The 19,018-nt window shown below is 42.0% G+C and carries 15 protein-coding genes; 3 read left to right on the forward strand and 12 right to left on the reverse strand.

The window, feature by feature from the left end; translation table 11 throughout:
• Window positions 1-7 precede the first annotated feature (7 nt).
• The 9 genes from DOZ58_RS16900 to glpK form a co-directional block, all read right to left on the reverse strand.
• On the reverse strand, window positions 8-1,408 hold the full coding sequence (locus DOZ58_RS16900; protein ID WP_111889370.1) for an MBOAT family protein: 1,401 nt from the start codon (window positions 1,406-1,408) through the stop codon (window positions 8-10).
• 9 nt (window positions 1,409-1,417) lie between these two features.
• Entirely contained in the window at window positions 1,418-1,888 is a 471-nt protein-coding gene (locus DOZ58_RS16905) for a DUF4358 domain-containing protein (protein WP_111889371.1), read from the reverse strand.
• A gap of 12 nt (window positions 1,889-1,900) precedes the next feature.
• Entirely contained in the window at window positions 1,901-2,275 is a 375-nt protein-coding gene (locus DOZ58_RS16910; protein WP_111889372.1) for a GDSL-type esterase/lipase family protein, read from the reverse strand.
• Window positions 2,262-2,666, reverse strand: a complete 405-nt coding sequence (locus DOZ58_RS16915) for a hypothetical protein (protein ID WP_111889373.1) — start codon at window positions 2,664-2,666, stop codon at window positions 2,262-2,264. The genes DOZ58_RS16910 and DOZ58_RS16915 overlap by 14 nt, the downstream gene beginning before the upstream one ends.
• A gap of 185 nt (window positions 2,667-2,851) precedes the next feature.
• Entirely contained in the window at window positions 2,852-3,220 is a 369-nt protein-coding gene (locus tag DOZ58_RS16920; RefSeq protein WP_111889374.1) for a DUF1667 domain-containing protein, read from the reverse strand.
• On the reverse strand, window positions 3,217-4,485 hold the full coding sequence (locus DOZ58_RS16925) for an NAD(P)/FAD-dependent oxidoreductase (RefSeq protein WP_111889375.1): 1,269 nt from the start codon (window positions 4,483-4,485) through the stop codon (window positions 3,217-3,219). Before DOZ58_RS16925 ends, DOZ58_RS16920 begins: the two co-directional genes overlap by 4 nt.
• Before the next feature lie 2 nt (window positions 4,486-4,487).
• The gene (locus DOZ58_RS16930; protein WP_111889376.1) at window positions 4,488-5,957 is read right to left on the reverse strand and encodes an NAD(P)/FAD-dependent oxidoreductase; all 1,470 of its coding nucleotides are present in this window, start codon (window positions 5,955-5,957) and stop codon (window positions 4,488-4,490) included.
• 111 nt (window positions 5,958-6,068) lie between these two features.
• A complete protein-coding gene (locus tag DOZ58_RS16935) occupies window positions 6,069-6,680 on the reverse strand; it encodes a glycerol-3-phosphate responsive antiterminator (RefSeq protein WP_111889377.1) in 612 nt (203 codons plus the stop codon).
• Between the two features lie 140 nt (window positions 6,681-6,820).
• On the reverse strand, window positions 6,821-8,311 hold the full coding sequence (glpK, locus tag DOZ58_RS16940; protein ID WP_111889378.1) for a glycerol kinase GlpK: 1,491 nt from the start codon (window positions 8,309-8,311) through the stop codon (window positions 6,821-6,823).
• 541 nt (window positions 8,312-8,852) lie between these two features.
• Between glpK and DOZ58_RS16945 the strand changes: the two genes are divergently transcribed.
• From DOZ58_RS16945 to pyk, 3 genes are all read left to right on the forward strand, one after another.
• Complete coding sequence (locus DOZ58_RS16945) at window positions 8,853-12,401, forward strand: DNA polymerase III subunit alpha (RefSeq protein WP_111889810.1); 3,549 nt, start codon at window positions 8,853-8,855, stop codon at window positions 12,399-12,401.
• A gap of 2 nt (window positions 12,402-12,403) precedes the next feature.
• A complete protein-coding gene (locus DOZ58_RS16950; RefSeq protein WP_111889379.1) occupies window positions 12,404-13,360 on the forward strand; it encodes an ATP-dependent 6-phosphofructokinase in 957 nt (318 codons plus the stop codon).
• A 132-nt stretch (window positions 13,361-13,492) separates the two neighbouring features.
• Entirely contained in the window at window positions 13,493-15,235 is a 1,743-nt protein-coding gene (gene pyk / locus DOZ58_RS16955; protein ID WP_111889380.1) for a pyruvate kinase, read from the forward strand.
• A 61-nt stretch (window positions 15,236-15,296) separates the two neighbouring features.
• On the opposite strand, the gene DOZ58_RS16960 is transcribed toward pyk, so the two are convergent.
• From DOZ58_RS16960 to DOZ58_RS16970, 3 genes are read right to left on the reverse strand one after another with little or no spacing between them, the layout of a single operon-like run.
• A complete protein-coding gene (locus DOZ58_RS16960) occupies window positions 15,297-16,427 on the reverse strand; it encodes a hypothetical protein (protein WP_111889381.1) in 1,131 nt (376 codons plus the stop codon).
• Entirely contained in the window at window positions 16,408-18,216 is a 1,809-nt protein-coding gene (locus DOZ58_RS16965; RefSeq protein ID WP_111889382.1) for an ATP-binding protein, read from the reverse strand. The genes DOZ58_RS16960 and DOZ58_RS16965 overlap by 20 nt, the downstream gene beginning before the upstream one ends.
• Window positions 18,216-18,902: a response regulator transcription factor gene (locus DOZ58_RS16970; protein ID WP_111889811.1), complete on the reverse strand. Its 687-nt coding sequence runs from the start codon at window positions 18,900-18,902 to the stop codon at window positions 18,216-18,218. Before DOZ58_RS16970 ends, DOZ58_RS16965 begins: the two co-directional genes overlap by 1 nt.
• Window positions 18,903-19,018 lie beyond the last annotated feature (116 nt).

Raw genomic sequence — 19,018 nt, forward strand, 5'->3', positions numbered from 1 at the left:
ACTTCACCTAAAATCTAAAATATAAAAAAGGATTATATGTTTCTGTTACTAAATAAGCAATGGATAAAAACATAATCACGCTGTTAAGTCCCAGTCCAAAAGGGATCACCCATTTTTTTTCCTGGTGAATCAGTTTGTTATAGCGTTGATGAACAAACGGGGTACAGCAGATGCCGCATACAAGTAATAAAATAAGACTGGTGGTTAGGTAATAGAGGCCGGTTGAATCAACCAGAGACGCACCGGCAGTAAAAAACATAACCTGCAGGTAAGACAGGGCAAAACCCATGTCCGGACTGGCAAAGAAAACCCAGCCGATTATAACCAGAATCAGGGTGTAACTGTGCTGAATAAATCTTGGCAGTTTTTCCAGCAGTGCGCTTAAGAATACTTTTTCAGCAAAAAGGATCAGCCCATAATAGCCACCCCAGACGACAAAATTCCAGTTGGCACCATGCCAGAGGCCTGTTAACAACCAGACAATACAGAGGTTTAAAAAGAGCCGGGGGATGGGAACACGGTTACCACCCAGAGGGATATAAAGGTATTCACGAAACCAGGTTCCCAGTGAAATGTGCCAGCGTCGCCAGAATTCGGATACACTTCGGGAGATATAGGGATAATTAAAGTTTTCGAGAAATTCAAAACCAAACATTTTCCCCAAACCAATGGCCATATCCGAATAACCACTAAAGTCGAAATAGATTTGAAAGGTAAAGGCGATAATTCCGATCCAGGCGGTAAGTACTGACAGTTCACCCACATTTATGGCTGAAATAAGGGTCCAGACATAGCCGATATTGTTGGCCAGCAGAACTTTTTTGCCGAGACCCTGGATAAAACGTTCCACTCCGATTCCGAATTTTTCCTGATTGATCACCCGCTCGGTTAGCTGATCGTCGATATCCTTATAGCGAACAATCGGTCCGGCGATCAGCTGCGGAAACATGGTGACATACAAGCCAAAGGAAATGATGTTTTTTTGGACCGGAACCTTTTTCAGATAGATATCAATGACATAGGAGAGAATCTGAAAGGTATAAAATGAAATCCCGATCGGTAAGGGTAAGGGCGTGTAGGGAATCCCCAGACCAAAGATCTGGTTAATGATACTCAGTAAAAACCCCCAGTATTTAAAAAAGAATAAAATGCTTAAATTCACGATGAGAGTAAAAATAAAAATTTGCTTCCGGACTAAATGGGGCTTTTTGTCCATCAGTAATCCCATGCCAAAGTCGAAGGTGATGGTAAAAAGCATTAAGAAAACATAAATCGGTTCTCCCCAGGCATAAAAAAATAGACTGATCAGAAGCAAGATTAAATTTTTCCCCTGTTTCGGGATAATGGTATACAGACCCAATGCAATGGGAAGAAAAGCAAAGATAAACAAAATACTGCTAAAAACCATGGTCACTCCTTAGGGATTATTCTTAATGCTTTTGACAAAGGTATCTTTTAATGTGGACGCTTCAGGTGATACACAATAAAAAAGCGTGTTTCCCACAATTTTAAACTCATGATTTTCAAGTAGCTCCACCTGCTTCGGTCCGTATCCGCCAAAGCTCTCCAGTTGCATGGCGTTGCGGACATCAACGGCCCCTTCGATCAGATCCAATTGGGCGGAATCTGAGGCTTTAATCACAAGGATTTCGGATACATCCATATAATTGGCCGGGACGTAAATTAAAACTTCCTGATAGTCACTCATATTGAGTCCGTAATAGCGTTTCAATGTTTTTCCATCCCCCTTTTCCATCCCGCTAAGGTTTTGGGAAGCGGCGAGCAGATCGGCTTCCACCTGGGATAAAGGTGCCTGCTCGGCAGAATGACAGCCAAAAGAGAGTAACGCAAGTATTAGAACGGATAGAAGTACAAAAATTTTTTTCATGATGGTCCAATTCTATAATAAATTTTTTAAATTGCTGTTATCCACAAGCGTGTCCAACCATAGTGGGTAGAACTCACGGATCACATGGATGCCGTCTTGTTCATGGTACTGTGGGTTGTTTTTCAAAAGCGGGTAGGTATTGATATAATGGATATTTTTTCGGGCAGCCATTTCCACTAACGCAGCATTATATGTTTCAATTTGACTGAGCTCGGGGTTTTCTTTGAGGGCTTCATCGGTAACTGGAAAGATACTGCAAACATAGATTTGGGTATTCGGTAATTGCAACCTGATCGAATCGATAAGTTTCTCATAAGAAAGGATATAGGCGTCCAGGGTACTATCGGGATGACTGATGTCATTGAGACCTAACTCAAAAAAAAACATAACGCGGTGCCAGTTCAACGATACTTTGGACGTCTCCTTGACTGTTCTCGGCTGATTTTCCCATCATCGCAACCAGCGAGGTCGGGTTTAAAAATCCAAATAAACCTAATCCCTCGGCGATGGAATCACCAAAAACAAGGGCATTGCCAAATAATGCGGTGTAATCGCCGGGGTCAACGGCTTTGCGCTTCAAGTAGTCAATTTTTTCTTCCATGGTATAGAGATCCCGGGTTTCTAGTGCAGTTAGGATTTCGACACCCTCGTCAAGTTTTGCGTTTTCTCTGGCGGTGGTTTGATACACAATAACCAGAATTAGCATCATTATAACACCAGGAATCAGCATAACAATAACCAGATTTGCCTGGACACATTGTTTTATTTTTTCAAACATAGAGTAGCACCTTTTATTGTCGAATTTGTATAGTTAAACATATCACAATAGCAGGTAGAAGTTCAATGTCTGTTTTGTAACAAATTAATATTTTGTTGTTACGAATAGTGGTTTAAAAGTAGATAAATAAAAAAACGCCTGAAAACAACTCTGGGAATTATTTTCAGACGCTATTTATTGAGATATCAGAACGAGCACTTATCCATGGTTCGAGTAGCAACAACATCGATTCCAAGACCTAAAAGATCTTTGATAACAACATCACCGGTTTTTATGGGTGCTTCCACAACAACCTGATTAATAGCGGCCATGGCATCAAAAATCTGGCCTTTGGGGATAGGTTCCGCAGTTTTAACCGGCAGGCGGGGAAGCATGGCATGCTTAATCACCACCGTAGTGGGAATAACCCGGGTTGGGTTGGTCATTTCATTGATGGCATATTTTGGACCACGTTTACAGGTGTTGCCGGTAACCTCATAGGTACCATCCGCTTTTTCTTCAATGGTCATCTGGCACCCGATGGGGCAAACAATACAGGTCATATCTTTTTTCATTTCTTTGCCTCCTCTACGACAAATCGGATTTCTCCGGCAGGATACTGGGCTAAAACATCTTTGGCGATCTTAAAGTTAACCATTTCGGCGGGCAGTAATTTCTTTTCTTTTTTAGTGGCGATCAATTGGTCGCCAATATAGGCATTAACCACTTTATCTTGAAAGACCTGTCGCACACGCATATAGAAAGTAACTTTTTCCTCGACGTTTTTCATGGCAACCTGCTGCGGAACGACATAACCAATTCCGTCGCCGTTGGTGGTCGTAAAGGTAATCTCACTAGCCAGATCGCCCTTGATATACTTGGCAGCGCCTTTACCGGCCAGGACCGCTTCTTCGCTGACAAAATCCACCAGGTCATGAACGTGAACCACATTTCCACAGGCAAAAACACCAGGCATAGAGGTTTGACGCAGTTCACCGACAATGGCACCGTTGGTTCGGTTGTCCATGGTAACACCGGCATTACGAGTGATTTCATTTTCGGGAATCAAGCCCACTGAAAGTAGGAGGGTATCACAGGGAATATATTCTTCTGTTCCAGGAATCACTTTTAGTTTTTCATCAACCTTGGCAACGGTAACGCCTTCTAATCGGTCTTTACCGTGGATAAAGGTGATGGTGTGGCTTAATTTTAACGGGATATCATAGTCATCCAAACACTGAACAATGTTTCTAACCAGACCGTTAGAGTAGGGCATTAGTTCGCAAACAGCCTGAACATGAGCACCTTCCAGGGTCATTCGTCGGGCCATGATCAGACCGATATCACCAGAGCCGAGGATAACCACTTCTTTACCAACCATATATCCTTCCATGTTGATAAAACGTTGGGCAGTACCGGCAGTGAAAACACCCGATGGACGATACCCCGGGATACCGATGGCACCAGAGGTCCGTTCCCGACATCCCATAGTTAGAATAACAGCTTTCGTTTCAATAACCATGTACCCGTTTTCTTCATTGATAACGTGGATGGATTTGAGTTCTCCATTGTCATGCATATCAAGTACCATGGTATTGAGCATGTAAGGAATATTAAGATCTTTTACCTTATCAATATAACGTTCGGCATATTCCGGTCCGGTTAATTCTTCATTAAACGTATGCAGACCAAAACCATTATGAATACACTGGTTAAGAATACCGCCTAATTCCCGGTCTCTTTCCAGAATCAGGACATTTTCTGCTCCATCATTTTTAGCTTCAACGGCAGCGGCCAAACCAGCGGGTCCACCACCTAAAATAACAACATCATATATCATGATTACGCCTCCTCCTGAACGGATTTCGTTTGACCTGAGAGAATGAAGGTCGAATCCTGTTGATCGTACATAATTTCATCTAATGGAACATTGAGTTCGCGGGAAAGAATTTCCACAACCCGGGGAGAACAGAAACCACCCTGACAGCGTCCCATACCGGCACGACAGCGTTTTTTAACTGATTTAACGGTACGGGCACCAGCACTGCGGTGAATAACATCGATGATTTCACCTTCAGTGATGGTTTCACATCGACAGATAACTTTGCCGTATTTTGGATCTTCATTAATAATTGCAACTTTTTCTTCCTCGGTCATTTCGTCAAAACGCAGATGCTTTCGGACCTTAGGATTATAGTCGTGATTTTCTTCGATATCTGGGATCATTGGTTTCACAATTTCTTCGACCACAAAGTGAGCAACCGCAGGAATTGAGGTGAGTCCAGGCGATTCATAGCCAGCCACGTTGATAAATCCTTTTACGGGCGATTCTTCAATAATGAAATCACCATCAGTCGTTGTAAAGGTATCCTTTACAGGAGTGTTTCGAAGTCCGGCATAGGACCTAATAATCTTGTTAAATGGTAGCGAAGGACAGTTTTTAAGGGCATTTTCTTTAATATAGTCGAGGCGTTCAGTGGTGGTCGAAATATCGCCTTTGTGCACGGGTTCAGCATCCGGTCCAATTAACAGATTGCCGTGAGCGGTCGGTGCCACTAAAATACCTTTGCCCTTTTTTGAAGGACATGGGAAGATGACACTATTAACCAGATAACCGGCTTCTTTATCAAAGATAAAATAATTTCCCTTACGAGCAAGCAGTTTAAAGTAGGGTTTGCCAACCATTTCATAGATATCATCAGCAAATAAGCCGGCAGCATTAATGACATACTTAGCTTCCACATTTCCGGAATTGGTAATAATTTCGAAGTGGTCATTGTGGTTTATGATATCACTGACCAGATGATTAAGCTTTAGGGTAACACCGTTGTCGACAGCGTTTTCAGCCGCGTGAATACAGAGTTCAAAGGGGGACACAATCCCTGCTGTCGGAGCATAAAGAGCACCGCAAATATCGTCATGGATATGGGGCTCCATGGCGTGGACTTCATCTTTAAATAAGATCTGAAGTCCAGGAACTCCGTTTTTTAAACCGTTTTGATAAAGTTCGTGCAGGGTTGCCATTTCGTACTCGTTATGAGCAACAACCATGGAACCACATCGTTTAAAGGGCACATCCAGATCCTCACAAACCTGATCGTACATAAGATTTCCAGCGGCGTTGAATTTTCCTTTCAATTTATGGGCCGGGGCATCAAAACCGGCATGAACAATGGCAGAATTGGCCATTGTAATCTGATTTCCGACATCATTTTCTCCATCTAATAAAACAATGTCCAGTTTGTATCGGGTCAATTCCCGAGCAATGTAGGAACCGGCAATACCAGCTCCAATAATGGCGATATCATACATAATATATTCCTCCTAAGAATAATAAAAAATTAAAAGCCATACAATTTTCTTAAATAAGGGTTCATTTAAGAAAACAGTATGGCTCTCCGTTGCCTTGTATTTTATTTTTGCTTATTCGTTCTGGAGCAATCGCTGCTCTTCCCGAATAAGTTCTATTTTATCCCACAAAGGCTTGTGAGATGTACTGGCTGATAATGCGCCAGCAGCAAGACACGAACGAACTTCTTCCTCTGTCTCTATGAATCCCCCGGTAACAATTGGAATATCGAGTTCCTTTTTTACAGCTGTAATCAGCTTTGGAACCAGGCCAGGTAAAATTTCGATGGCATCAGGCTTAATTTTCTTTGCCGATGTAATTGAAATATCCATGGCAGAAGAATCCAGTAGAAATAAACGCTGAACAGTCATCAGACCTTCCTGCTTTGCCCGAGTGATAATATTGTTTTTCGTGGTAATAATTCCCGTTGGCTTAATCTCATCTTTTAGATACTTAATAAAATAATTATCCTGTGAATAACCTTTAATAAGATCCAAATGGGTAAACACGTGTTTACCTGATTTAGTACAAAGCTCCACCATTTTTTTAAGATTATAGACATTGCCGGTCAGTAAAAAGATGATCTGCGATTTCGAATGAATGGCATCATAAATATCTTTCGGATTACGAACAGCGACAATAATGGGGTTGTCTTGAAACATGAGAAGACATTTTCTCGTCGACATAAAACTCCTCCCGGTTGGATCGTATTTGCAAATTCATTATAACACAATCACAAAAATAGGAAAGAGTAAAATCTAAATTGCCGGGGTGTGGTTAAACACCCCAACAATTTATTGATTAATGAATTGTTAATGTAGTTAGATTATTCGGCGTCTTCCCAGCCTTTAGCAGTTTCAACAGCTTTTAACCAGCCAGCATATAATTTAGCACGAACATCAGCATCCATGGCAGGCTTAAATGAACGGTCCAGTTTCCAGGCAGCAGTTACATCCGCTTTACCATCCCAGAATTTAACAGCCAAACCAGCCAGGTAAGCAGCACCCATAGCAGTGGTTTCAACGATTGAAGGACGATCAACAGGAACGCCTAAAATATCAGCTTGGAATTGCATCAAGAAATCGTTAGCGCAAGCGCCGCCATCAACTTTTAATGCCGCCAATTTGATGTTTGAGTCTTTTTCCATCGCATCCAGAACATCTTTTGTCTGATAAGCGAGGGATTCAACAGTAGCACGGATTAAATGAGCTTTGTTGGCACCACGAGTTAATCCTAAGATAGCACCACGAGCATACATATCCCAATGCGGAGCACCCAGTCCAACAAAAGCAGGAACCATATAAACACCATTGGTGTCAGCAACTTTATTACAATAGTATTCGCTATCAGGTGAAGAATCAACCAGTCGAACTTCGTCTCTTAGCCATTGGATCGCAGCACCGGCAACGAAGATTGAACCTTCTAAGGCATAATCAACTTCGCCATCTAAGCCCCAGCCAATGGTCGTAATCAAACCACTGTTCGATTTAACGGGTTTATCACCAGTGTTCATCAGCATAAAGCAACCGGTTCCATAAGTATTTTTAGCCATACCAGGTTCGAAGCAAGCTTGTCCGAAGAGAGCAGCTTGTTGGTCACCAGCAGCACCGGCAATGGGAATTTCTGTTCCGTAAAGAGAAGTTGTTCCGTAAACATCTGAAGATGGTCGAACTTCTGGTAACATAGAAGCTGGGATATCCAGTTCTTTTAACATTTTTTCATCCCATTTAAGGGTTTTAATATTAAATGCCATCGTGCGGGAAGCATTTGAATAATCGGTTACATGTACCTTGCCATCAGTTAATTTCCAGATTAACCAGGTATCAATGGTTCCGAAAGCCAGTTCGCCTTTTTCAGCTCTTTCACGTGCACCAGGAACGTTATTTAAAATCCAATTAATTTTTGTTCCAGAGAAGTAAGCATCGATTACAAGACCGGTGTTTTCACGAACATAGTCTTCCAATCCACGGGCTTTTAATTCATCACAGAAAGATGCGGTACGACGGCACTGCCAAACAATGGCATTATAAATAGGTTCGCCAGTTTTTCTGTCCCAAACGACAGTTGTTTCACGTTGGTTTGTGATACCAATAGCAGCAATATCTTCAGCGGTAGCGCCAATTTTTGATAAAGCTTCAGTGACAACACCACTTTGGGTAGCCCAAATTTCCATGGCGTCATGTTCAACCCAACCGGCTTTTGGATAGATTTGGGTAAATTCTTTTTGCGCAACACTGACGATTTCGCTGTCATGGTTAAATAAAATCGCTCTTGAACTTGTAGTTCCTGCATCCAGTGATAAGATATACTTCTTCATAAGTATAACCCCCTATTTATTTGATTATTTATTTGATTATGTTTAAAAAACATAATAAAATCATAGAAAAAACAATAAAACCAAACAAAAAAAGCACATACTAACAGATTTACATATTCTCTTAATGTAAAAACTCTTAATGTAAAAACTCTTAATGTAAAAACGAAAGTACGGCCCTCCATAACTCCTGCCAATATATGAAATTAGTGAATCTTTTCGTAAGCAAAGGTAAAATTGTTTACAAACATATATTAACATAACTCTGAAATAATGTAAAGGATTACCAGTAAAAAATAATGTTAAATAAATAACAAATAAAAAAAACGGTTGAAATAAATCATTTAAAATGAAAATGAATAATCAGTGCAAAATAGTATATAATGTAGAAAATAGATAGGCCGCGGCTGCTGGGATCAATTTCAACCGCCTGGGACAAAATGTCTATTTATTTTTAAGAATCTATGTTATAATAAAAATTAAAGAAATCGGAAATAATTAGAAAAACATGAAATTAAATTTTAACAGTAAAGTGAAAGAAAAGATGGAAAAACAGTTTACACATCTTCATGTGCATAGCGAATATAGTCTATTAGATGGTTTTGGCAGGATCAACGAGCTTGTTAAGGCGGTGGCGGAAAGTGGCATGGAGAGTATTGCGCTTACCGATCATGGGGTGCTTTTTGGTGCCGTTGATTTTTATAAGGCCTGTTTAAAGGAAAAAATTCATCCGGTTATCGGCTGTGAAGTTTATGTTGCTCCAAGAGGCCTTGAAAACAAGGATCCCGTCTATGACAAAGAACGAGCTCATCTCATTTTGTTAGCAGAAAGCAACCTTGGGTATAAAAATCTCATGAAGATTGTTTCAAAAGGTTTTATTGATGGGTTTTATTATAAGCCCAGAGTGGATCATGACTGCTTAAGAAAATACAGCGATGGTATTATTTGCTTGTCTGCGTGTATCGCTGGTGAGATTCCGCAATTGATCCTAAACAATGATTTGGCTGGAGCAGAAGAGCGTTGTCGGGTTTATCAGGATATTTTTGGTAAAGATCATTTCTTCCTGGAAATTCAGGATCATCGTCTCAGGGAAGAAGCGTTGATAAACGAGCGGATGATTCAGTTATCAAAAAAAATGAGCATTCCATTGGTGGCGACGAACGATGTCCATTATGTCCACAAGGAAGACAGTGAAAACCATGACATTCTATTATGCATTCAGACCGCAGCCACCGTTTCGGATGAAAAGCGGATGCGTTTTCCCAACAATGAATTTTATTTAAAGAGTCAGGAAGAAATGCGTAAGCTCTTTGCTGATCTGCCCGAAGCCATTGAAAATTCCAATCGCATTGCCAGGCGCTGTCAGGTCAGCTTTGACCTGGAAAAAACCCATCTGCCGCAGTTTGAATTGCCTCCCGGTGAAAGGGCCAGAGACTATTTAAAAAGTCTGTGTATGGCAGGATTGGTAAAAAAATACCAAACGCTGACCAAAGAATTACAAGATCGTCTGGCATATGAATTGGAAACCATTCACACGATGGGCTTTGATGATTATTTTCTCATCGTTTGGGATTTTATCAAATATGCTAAAGACAATCAGATCATGGTTGGGCCCGGACGGGGAAGTGCTGCCGGCAGCCTGGTTGCCTATAGTTTGGAAATCACCACCATCGATCCGATTAAGTATCAGTTGCTGTTTGAACGTTTTTTAAATCCGGAGCGGGTAACAATGCCGGATATTGATGTGGATTTTTGTTACGAACGGCGTCAGGAAGTTATCGATTATGTGGTGAACAAGTATGGCGAAGACCGGGTGGCTCAGATTATCACCTTTGGAACCATGGCGGCACGGGGTGCGCTTCGGGATGTTGGCCGGGCACTCGATATGCCTTACAGCCTGGTCGATCGGGTGGCCAAGGAAATACCCATTCATCCAGGGGTCAATATCACCATTGAACAAGCCTTAAAAGAAAATCCTGAACTTAAAAAAATGGAAGATTCAGATGCCGATATTGCCAAGCTGGTTAAGACCGCTCAGTCCATTGAAGGTTTATCCCGGCATGCCTCGACGCATGCCGCCGGGGTGGTCATTTCAGATTTGCCACTGGTTGAATATATCCCGCTTTATCGAAACAATGATGTAATCACAACTCAGTTTCCGATGGGTTTATTGGAAGATCTGGGCCTGCTCAAAATGGATTTTCTGGGCCTGCGAACCTTAACGGTGATCCGCGATGCCCTGGAGCATATTGAACATAGCACTGGTCGTCGTCTGGATCTGGACAGTCTGGAAATGGATGACGTCAAGGTTTATGAAATGCTCTCAAAAGGCGACACCCTGGGTGTTTTTCAATTGGAGAGCCGGGGCATGCAGCAATTTATCAAGGAACTCCAACCGGGTAGTTTTGAAGATATTATCGCTGGGATCTCACTTTATCGGCCTGGGCCGATGGATCAGATTCCACGCTATATTGAAAACAAGAAAAACCCCTCTCTGGTTACCTATGATCATCCCATTCTTGAGAATATCCTCAACGTCACTTATGGGTGTATGGTTTATCAGGAACAGGTGATGCAGATATTTCGCGATGTGGCTGGTTTTTCAATGGGACGAAGTGACCTGGTCAGACGGGCCATGTCCAAGAAAAAGATTAGCGTGATGGAGGCCGAGGGTCTGGTTTTTATCCATGGTGAAGTCGATCAAACCGGAAAAGTTCTAGTTGACGGTGCCATCCGCCGGGGGGTATCAGAAGCGGCGGCAAAAAAAATCTTTGAAGAAATGAAAGATTTCGCAAAATACGCCTTTAATAAATCCCATGCGGCGGCATATGCCGTTGTCGCCTATCAAACTGCCTGGTTGAAGTGCTACTATCCCACCGAGTTTATGGCGGCTTTAATGTCGAGTATTATGGATGATGAGAAAAAAGTGGCGAAATATATAGAAGATTGCCGAAAAATGGGTATTCATGTATTACCACCCAGTATTAATGAAAGCTACGAGAAGTTTAGTGTTTCTAGTAATTCGATTTGCTTTGGTTTGGGAGCCGTTAAGGGGCTCGGTAAAAATGCCATTGCCGCTATTATTGAAGCACGCAAAGCCAAGGGCAATTTCTTGAATCTACGGGATTTCTGTGAGCGGGTGGACCTGAAATCCTTAAACAGGCGCAGCATCGAAAGCCTTATTAAGGGCGGGGCATTTGATGGCATCGGCAACAGCCGGGCGCAAATGCTGGCCATTGCTGAACTGATTGTCGATCAGGTTCAGCGAGAAAAGAAAGATCGCATTTCCGGACAGATGTCCCTTTTGGATATGGCCGGACTGGGTGGATCACAGGAACTGACAACGCTGAAGGAGGATCATTTCCCTCAAAAAGAGCCGTTTTCCAAAGAAGAACGGTTAGCATTGGAAAAAGAGGTTTTAGGTCTTTACGTTACCGGTCATCCACTGGAAAAATATGAAGATATCTTAAAAAAAACCGTCACCTTGTTTTCCAGCAGTGTTGACAGCTATCAGGATTTAAAAGATGCTGGTATTCGGGACGGACAGCAAGTCAGTATTGGTGGTTTAATTGTGGAGAGCAAAACGATGATGACAAAGAAAGGCCAGATGATGGCGTTTCTAACCCTTGAAGATCTTTATGGGCGTATCGAAGTGGTTGTTTTTCCGAAAACATATGATGAGTATCGTCGTTATTTAAAACAAGATCAGCCATTGGTGATCAAGGGGCGAATCAATTACAATGAAGAAGCTCGAACCTCGGTGATTGCAGCTCAGATCTATCCCATCGGAGAACCGTCTAAGAACAAACAAAACCTGGCTGTAACCGAAAACAAAGCGCCATATGAGAACAATGACGGAGTCCAAAAGCGCCAAAAGCTGGTTTTGAGTTTAGGGGATTTAACAGAAAAAGCCTTGATAAAATCGGTAAAATCGATTCTAATTAAGTATCCGGGATCGGTGCCGGTGGTGTTATACTTAAAAAACGAAGGTAAGCATTTTGGGGCCAATAAAGACTTATGGGTTACCCTTGAAGAAACCCTGATCACTGAATTAGGACAAATTTTAGGAATAAAAAATGTGGAGGTAAAATAAAAATGAGAATTGGAGTTTTAACTAGCGGAGGCGATGCCCCCGGCATGAATGCAGCAATCCGGGCCGTTGTGCGAACAGCAATCTTTAATAAGGTTGAGGTCTATGGGATTAATCGGGGCTTTGCAGGTTTGCTGGAAGGCGACATTACACCGTTTAGTGTTTATTCGGTAGCGGATATTCTACAGCGGGGGGGAACAATCCTCAGGACCTCCAGAAGTGAGTTTTTTGCAACCGAGGCGGGAGTTAAGCAAGGTGCCAAAGTGCTGGAAGAATATGGCATTGACCATCTGATTATTATCGGTGGTGATGGCAGCATGAATGGTGCCCTGGCACTCCAGAAATTAGGGGTCAGCGTGGTGGGTATTCCCGGTACCATTGATAATGATCTGGGATTTACCGATTATACCATCGGCTTTGATACGGCCGTAACAACAGCCCTGGATGCGATCAGCAAAATCAGAGATACCACCTACTCCCATAATCGCATTAATGTGGTTCAGGTGATGGGCCGAAAATGCGGCGATATCGCCCTTTACTCGGGATTATCCGGAGGTGCAGAGGCCTTAATTTTGCCGGAGGTTGAAACCGACCTGGATGCGATTTGTTTGCGACTGCTGCAGGGGAAAGATCGGGGGAAACTTCATAGTATTGTCATGTTAGCAGAAGGCTGCGGTAATTACCGGGATTACTGTGTCAAGATTGAAGAAAAAACCCAGGTAACAACGAAGGGGACAAATTTGGGCTACATTCAAAGAGGGGGATCACCGTCGAATATGGATCGGAACCTGGCCAGTTTTATGGGTTATAATGCGGTATTAAGTATTATAAAGAAAGAAACGGGAACAGTGATGGCCCAGCGATGTGGCTCGTATCTGGATATTCCGATCGAAGAAGCCCTGGCGATGCCAAAGATTTTCCGACAGGATATTTATGATATGGCTTCGGTATTATCCATTTGAGCGATTCATAAAAACAAACATCGTGTAAATCGGGTTATACCAGCGTTATAAACAATAACGATGGTGCTGATCAGTAAGATTTTTATGTTTGTTATTTTATAGAGAGAGATTAAATTAGAAAAGAGGTAGAAAATGAAAAAAACTAAGATTGTCTGCACATTAGGACCAGCAGCAGATACAAAGGAAATATTAAAAGAACTTATTCTCAATGGGATGAATGTGGCACGACTCAATTTTTCGCACGGTAGTCATGAAGAACATGCGGCCAGAATTAAGCGGATCAAAGAAGTACGTAAAGAGCTGGGGATTCCCGTTGCGATTATGTTGGATACCAAGGGACCCGAAATCAGAACTGGAGAACTGAGCGCCGGACAGGTAGAACTGGTTGCCGGAGAAAAGGTAACACTAACCACCGAAATTATCCAGGGTGACGAAAAACGTTTCAGTATTTCCCATGAAAATCTTCCCAATGAAGTATCGCCGGGATGTCGGATTCTCATCGATGATGGATTAATTCAATTGGAAGTGGAAGATGTTTTTAATAATGAAATGGTCTGCACGATTTTAAATGGTGGAACGCTGGGCAGCAAAAAAAGTATCAACCTACCAGGTATGAGCATTGAATTACCTGCTTTAACAGAAAAAGATCGCGGTGATATTATTTTTGGAATCCAGCAAAGAGTCGATTATGTGGCGGCATCGTTTGTGAGAAAACCCCATGATGTATTAGAGATCAGAAAGGTTTTAGAACGCAATGGCGGAGATTTGATTGACATTATTTCTAAAATTGAAAATCAGGAAGGTGTCGAGAATATCGACCGAATTCTTAATGTTTCCGATGGAATTATGGTTGCCAGAGGGGATCTGGGGGTAGAAATACCGGCAGAAGATGTACCACTGGTTCAAAAGGGCATTATTCGAAAATGCAACCTTGTCGGGAAACCCGTTATTACCGCAACTCAAATGCTCGATTCGATGATGCGAAATCCCAGACCGACCCGAGCTGAGGTTGGTGATGTGGCTAACGCCGTGTTTGATGGAACAGATGCCGTGATGTTATCAGGTGAAACAGCAGCGGGATCTTATCCGATAGAGTCTGTAAAAACGATGTTTAATATTGTCGTAAAAAGCGAAGATTCGGAAGAGTACGCCCGTCGTAAAAAACCGGATCATGGGGAACTGAGCATTACGAATGCAGTTAGCGAAGGGGCGTGTCAGATTTCTGAACAACTCGATGCACAGACCATTATCGCAGCCACATCTTCAGGTCATACGGCCCGGATGATTTCCAAATACCGTCCTGATTGCGGGATTCTGGCGGTTACTGATAAGGTGACAACGATTCGCCGTCTGGCCCTGGTTTGGGGAGTCAATTGTATTTACACGCCGGAATTTAAGGACACTGACAGTATGATTATGGATGCGGTAAAAAAAGCAATGGAGCAGGGCTATGTGCAATTTGGAGATCTCGCCATCGTTGCTGCAGGTGTGCCCTTAGGTGTTCAGGGAAATACCAATATGATTAAGGTTCATACCGTCGGAAATGCCATCATTAATGGGGTCGGCATTGGGAAAAACTCAGTGACTGGCCTTGCTAAACTCATTACTTCTGATAATCTGGATGACTTTCAGGAAGGTGATATTTTAGTGGTGAAAACCCTGACACCAGAGCTTAGTCAGATCTTACTGTTGGCATCGGCAATTATTACGGAAGAAGGTGGACTCAGTTCGGAAGGTGCCATTGCCGGACTTCATTATGATATTCCGGTTATTGTCAATGTTGTTAAAGCGTTGGAAATCCTTGAACATGGGAAACTTATTTCAGTTGATCCCATCCGTGGGGTTGTTTATCAGGGCCGGGTTCAAACGAAGTAGAATTAATTAAATACTTAATAAAAAGCGATTGGTATCATATGATACCAATCGCTTTTTGGATTCAGTCAATTTTATAGGTGAGTTGATAGGTTTGGGATAGTGTATGATCATCGGTTGAGTTAATACTGTTTGAGCTTTTTTCGACTGAGAAAAAAAGCATGGATTTGTAAGGGTGACAAATAATCTCTGAATTTACGCTAAGTGGTGCCGTGAGCTGGAGCGGATTTTTACCACTTGTATCCATGATCCAGATCGACTTGGATTGAGCATCAGAATTTGGTGTTGTCTGAGTAAAGACAATGCGCTCACCGTTTGGCGTAAAGCGGACTGATCCAAAACTACCGTCTGCGATACTGCTTGAGTTTGTCGCGTTGGTATCCCAGGTACGGATCGTTTGGGAGTCGCCGCCGTTTTTAACAAAGACCACTTGATTGTTTAAGTCGTTAATATCAAAACTGCTCACATTATCAGCAATTAGGGTGGAAGACAATTCAGAAGAAGCATCATCTAATTTTGCATAGTATAGATTCGTTCGTTCTTCATTCTGGGGGTCGGTTGCCATAAACACGACGACCTTTTCTTTATTGATATAGTCAACGGCCAGGATATTATAGTTGTTAAGAAGCTTATAAATCTGTCGATTCCCTTCACTGTCGGCCTTTACAATCTGACTTGTGTTATTGGCATAGACCACCTGGCCGGAATCGCCAATACCAAAGCGCTGGATAACATTTTCTTCCGGCAGGGAAATGATCCGGGTCGTGTTTTTGTTGACGTCCGACCAGACAATCTGAGTGTCGATGCTGCCCGTTAAGGGATCGACTAATTTTTCGGCATAGTAAATACCTGTGTCAAAGGTATCATAAAAGGCGCTCAATGGTCTTTTGTCAGAATTGACAAATGAGGACAACTGCATCGTTTCAATAGTATAGGTGTCAATATTATAGAAGGTCCCAAAAGTAAAAAGGATCAGATTATTTCCGCTATTGGTAATATCCTGTACGATTCCGGGGGCGATCATAGTATAAGATTGAATGCTAACTTGCTGTGGCAAAGGGTCATTTGAGGTTGGGTTATTTCGTAAAACAACCGGTACATTTACAGGAATAAAGAGGTTCTGGCAACCACTGGTGATAAACAAACTCAATAAAACAAAACAAAAGACAAGGACTCTATTTTTTGCTTTTTTCATCGGTTTCACCTCCATAAATTAAGACGGACAAAATGGGAAGTGTCACAATAATATTGGTCCCTTCGCCCACTTGACTGACAATGTCAATTTTTCCATCATGTTTTTCGACAATCTGTTTTACAATATAAAGGCCCAGGCCGGAGCCACCTTCATCATAACCCCGGGAACGATCCTCTTCAACCCGATAAAAAGCATTGAAGATCCGTTTTTGTTCAATTTCTGAAATCCCCGGTCCATAATCGCGGATCGATACGACGATGTGATTATCCTCAATAGCTGAAATGACATCAATAATTTCACCACGGTTTGAATATTTGATGGCATTATGGATGATATTGATAAAGACTTGTTGGAGTCGGTCATAATCCCCCAGGATTTCAGGAAGATCTTCAGATACATAATTAATTTCGATATCGGATTGACTGGCCTTAATCTGCATTTGTTCAACCACCTCGGAAAGAAGCAAAACAATATTCAGGTTCGTTTTCTTAAAATCAAACTCAGCTTTATCAAACTTGTTGACGTTTAAAAGGTTATCAACGAGTCGCAGCAGTCGATGCCCCTCCCGATTGATGGTGTTCAGCGAGCGGTTAAGAATTTCCGGATCGGCGACCTGTCGCCGGGTGAGCATGTCGGTATATCCAATGATGGTGGTTAGAGGGGTACGCAATTCGTGAGAAACACTGCTGATAAATTTCCGCTGTTCTTCCTGAATATGGCGAGCAGCGGTCATATTACGGATGATGATCATATAGTTTTCTTCAAAACCCTTTTCCCGGATGGGACTGCCAATCAACAGCAGATTCCGGTTGTTGCAGTCAATTTCTTCAGATATATGGTCTTTGCCGTTTTTAAGGCTGTCAAAAATATCCCGCAAAAAAGATTGATACTGAAAATCATAAATCGTTTTGGGGTTGCTCACATTAAAATAAGTTTTTATATAACTGTTTGAAGTGATAATATTACCGTTTTTATCAATCGCCAAAAGCCCATCATCGATGGAAGCCAGAACCCCGGCCAGCCGTTTTCGTTCTGATTCCAGTTGCAGGATAACACTGTTGATATTGGTAACCATGCCGTTAAAGGCATGGGTCAGATCCCCGATTTCATCGGTGTGTTTATAATAAATCGTTAAATTATAATTACCGTGATTGATTTCATTCGATATTTTAGTCAAATCTTTGATGGGCTGAAAAAAGTGCTTGGAAAAGGTCATGGTTACAAAAATCATAACCATCAGACCAATTACGCCACCAATCCCGAAAAGGATCCCGGCAATACGTAAAAAGTTGTCCATTTCGTGCATTGAATCGATGAAACCAATGTAACCGACCACGGTATTATCAATTATAATCGGAGACGCAAAATACGCCATATGGGCATCATTAATGGACTTTAAGGTAAAAACTGATGCATTTTCAGCCACGGCAAGATCAACCTCTGTTTTTAGTGTATTGGTAAGGGTTGTTTCTTCAAGCGAATCGGCAATGCGATTTCCCATGTCATCAAAAAGCACGACCCGGTGATTTTTGCTTTCGGCGATGCTTTTTGAAAGATACAGACTATTGGTAAAAAATCGGTTTTTAAGGGAATCCGGGCTCTGAACATTTTTTAATTCCTGACTGATCAGTAAGGTGGAGTCCTGGGCTGTTTTTTGCAAGGTGTCTTTTGTTTGGTTAATATAGTAGTAGGAGGTTCCTTGAAAAACACAAAATACAACAATTAAGAATGCAAAAGCAAAAAGTAGGATATTGTATAAGATCATTCGAACCCGATAGCTTAGTTGCATTAAAGTTTCCTCATTTTATATCCAATTCCAAAAACAGTTTGGATGTATTTATTGCCCTGGGTGTCAATTTTTCGTCGGATGCGCTGAACGTGCATATCAACTGTTCGGGTGTCGCCGTAATAATCATATCCCCAGATTTTTTCAAGTAGTGTATCGCGGGGGAAAACCTGCTCCAAATTGGATGCCAGCAAAAAGAGCAATTCAAATTCTTTGGGAGTGAGATGGATCTCGTTTCCTTCTAACAAGACCATTCGTTCATCAGCATAAATGCTTAAGTCACCATTTTTTAACAGCGATTCCTGTTTTTGAGGTTCAATGGTAATTGTTGAACGTCTGAGATGCGCTTTGATTCGGGCGAGCAGTTCGCGGTTATCAAAGGGTTTGGTCAGATAATCGTCAGCGCCCAGTTCCAGCCCTAAGACTTTGTCAATGATATCGGTTTTGGCGGTTAAAAGAATAATTGGAACGCCCAATTGGGGAGACAGCTCCCGACAAACATCATAACCGTTTTTCTTTGGTAGCATAATATCCAGCACGATAAGATCCGGACGGACCGCTAATGCTTTTTCGACAGCTTCTATACCATCGCTGGCGGTTTCCACCTGATAACCTTCAAATTCCAGTTCCAGTTTTATTAAATCAACAATCGATGCTTCGTCATCGACAACGAGTATTTTCTCATTCATTTTCATACCTGCTTTCTTAGCTTACTATAATAAAAAATCATTAAAATTTCTTTAAGTTCCTGTAGACTGCCGAACCGATGCAAACAACATGATGTAACAATTGTTGGTACTGCGTG

Origin of the sequence: Acetobacterium sp. KB-1, from assembly GCF_003260995.1 — a bacterium.
In the GTDB taxonomy this organism is placed as follows: Bacteria; Bacillota; Clostridia; order Eubacteriales; family Eubacteriaceae; genus Acetobacterium; species Acetobacterium carbinolicum.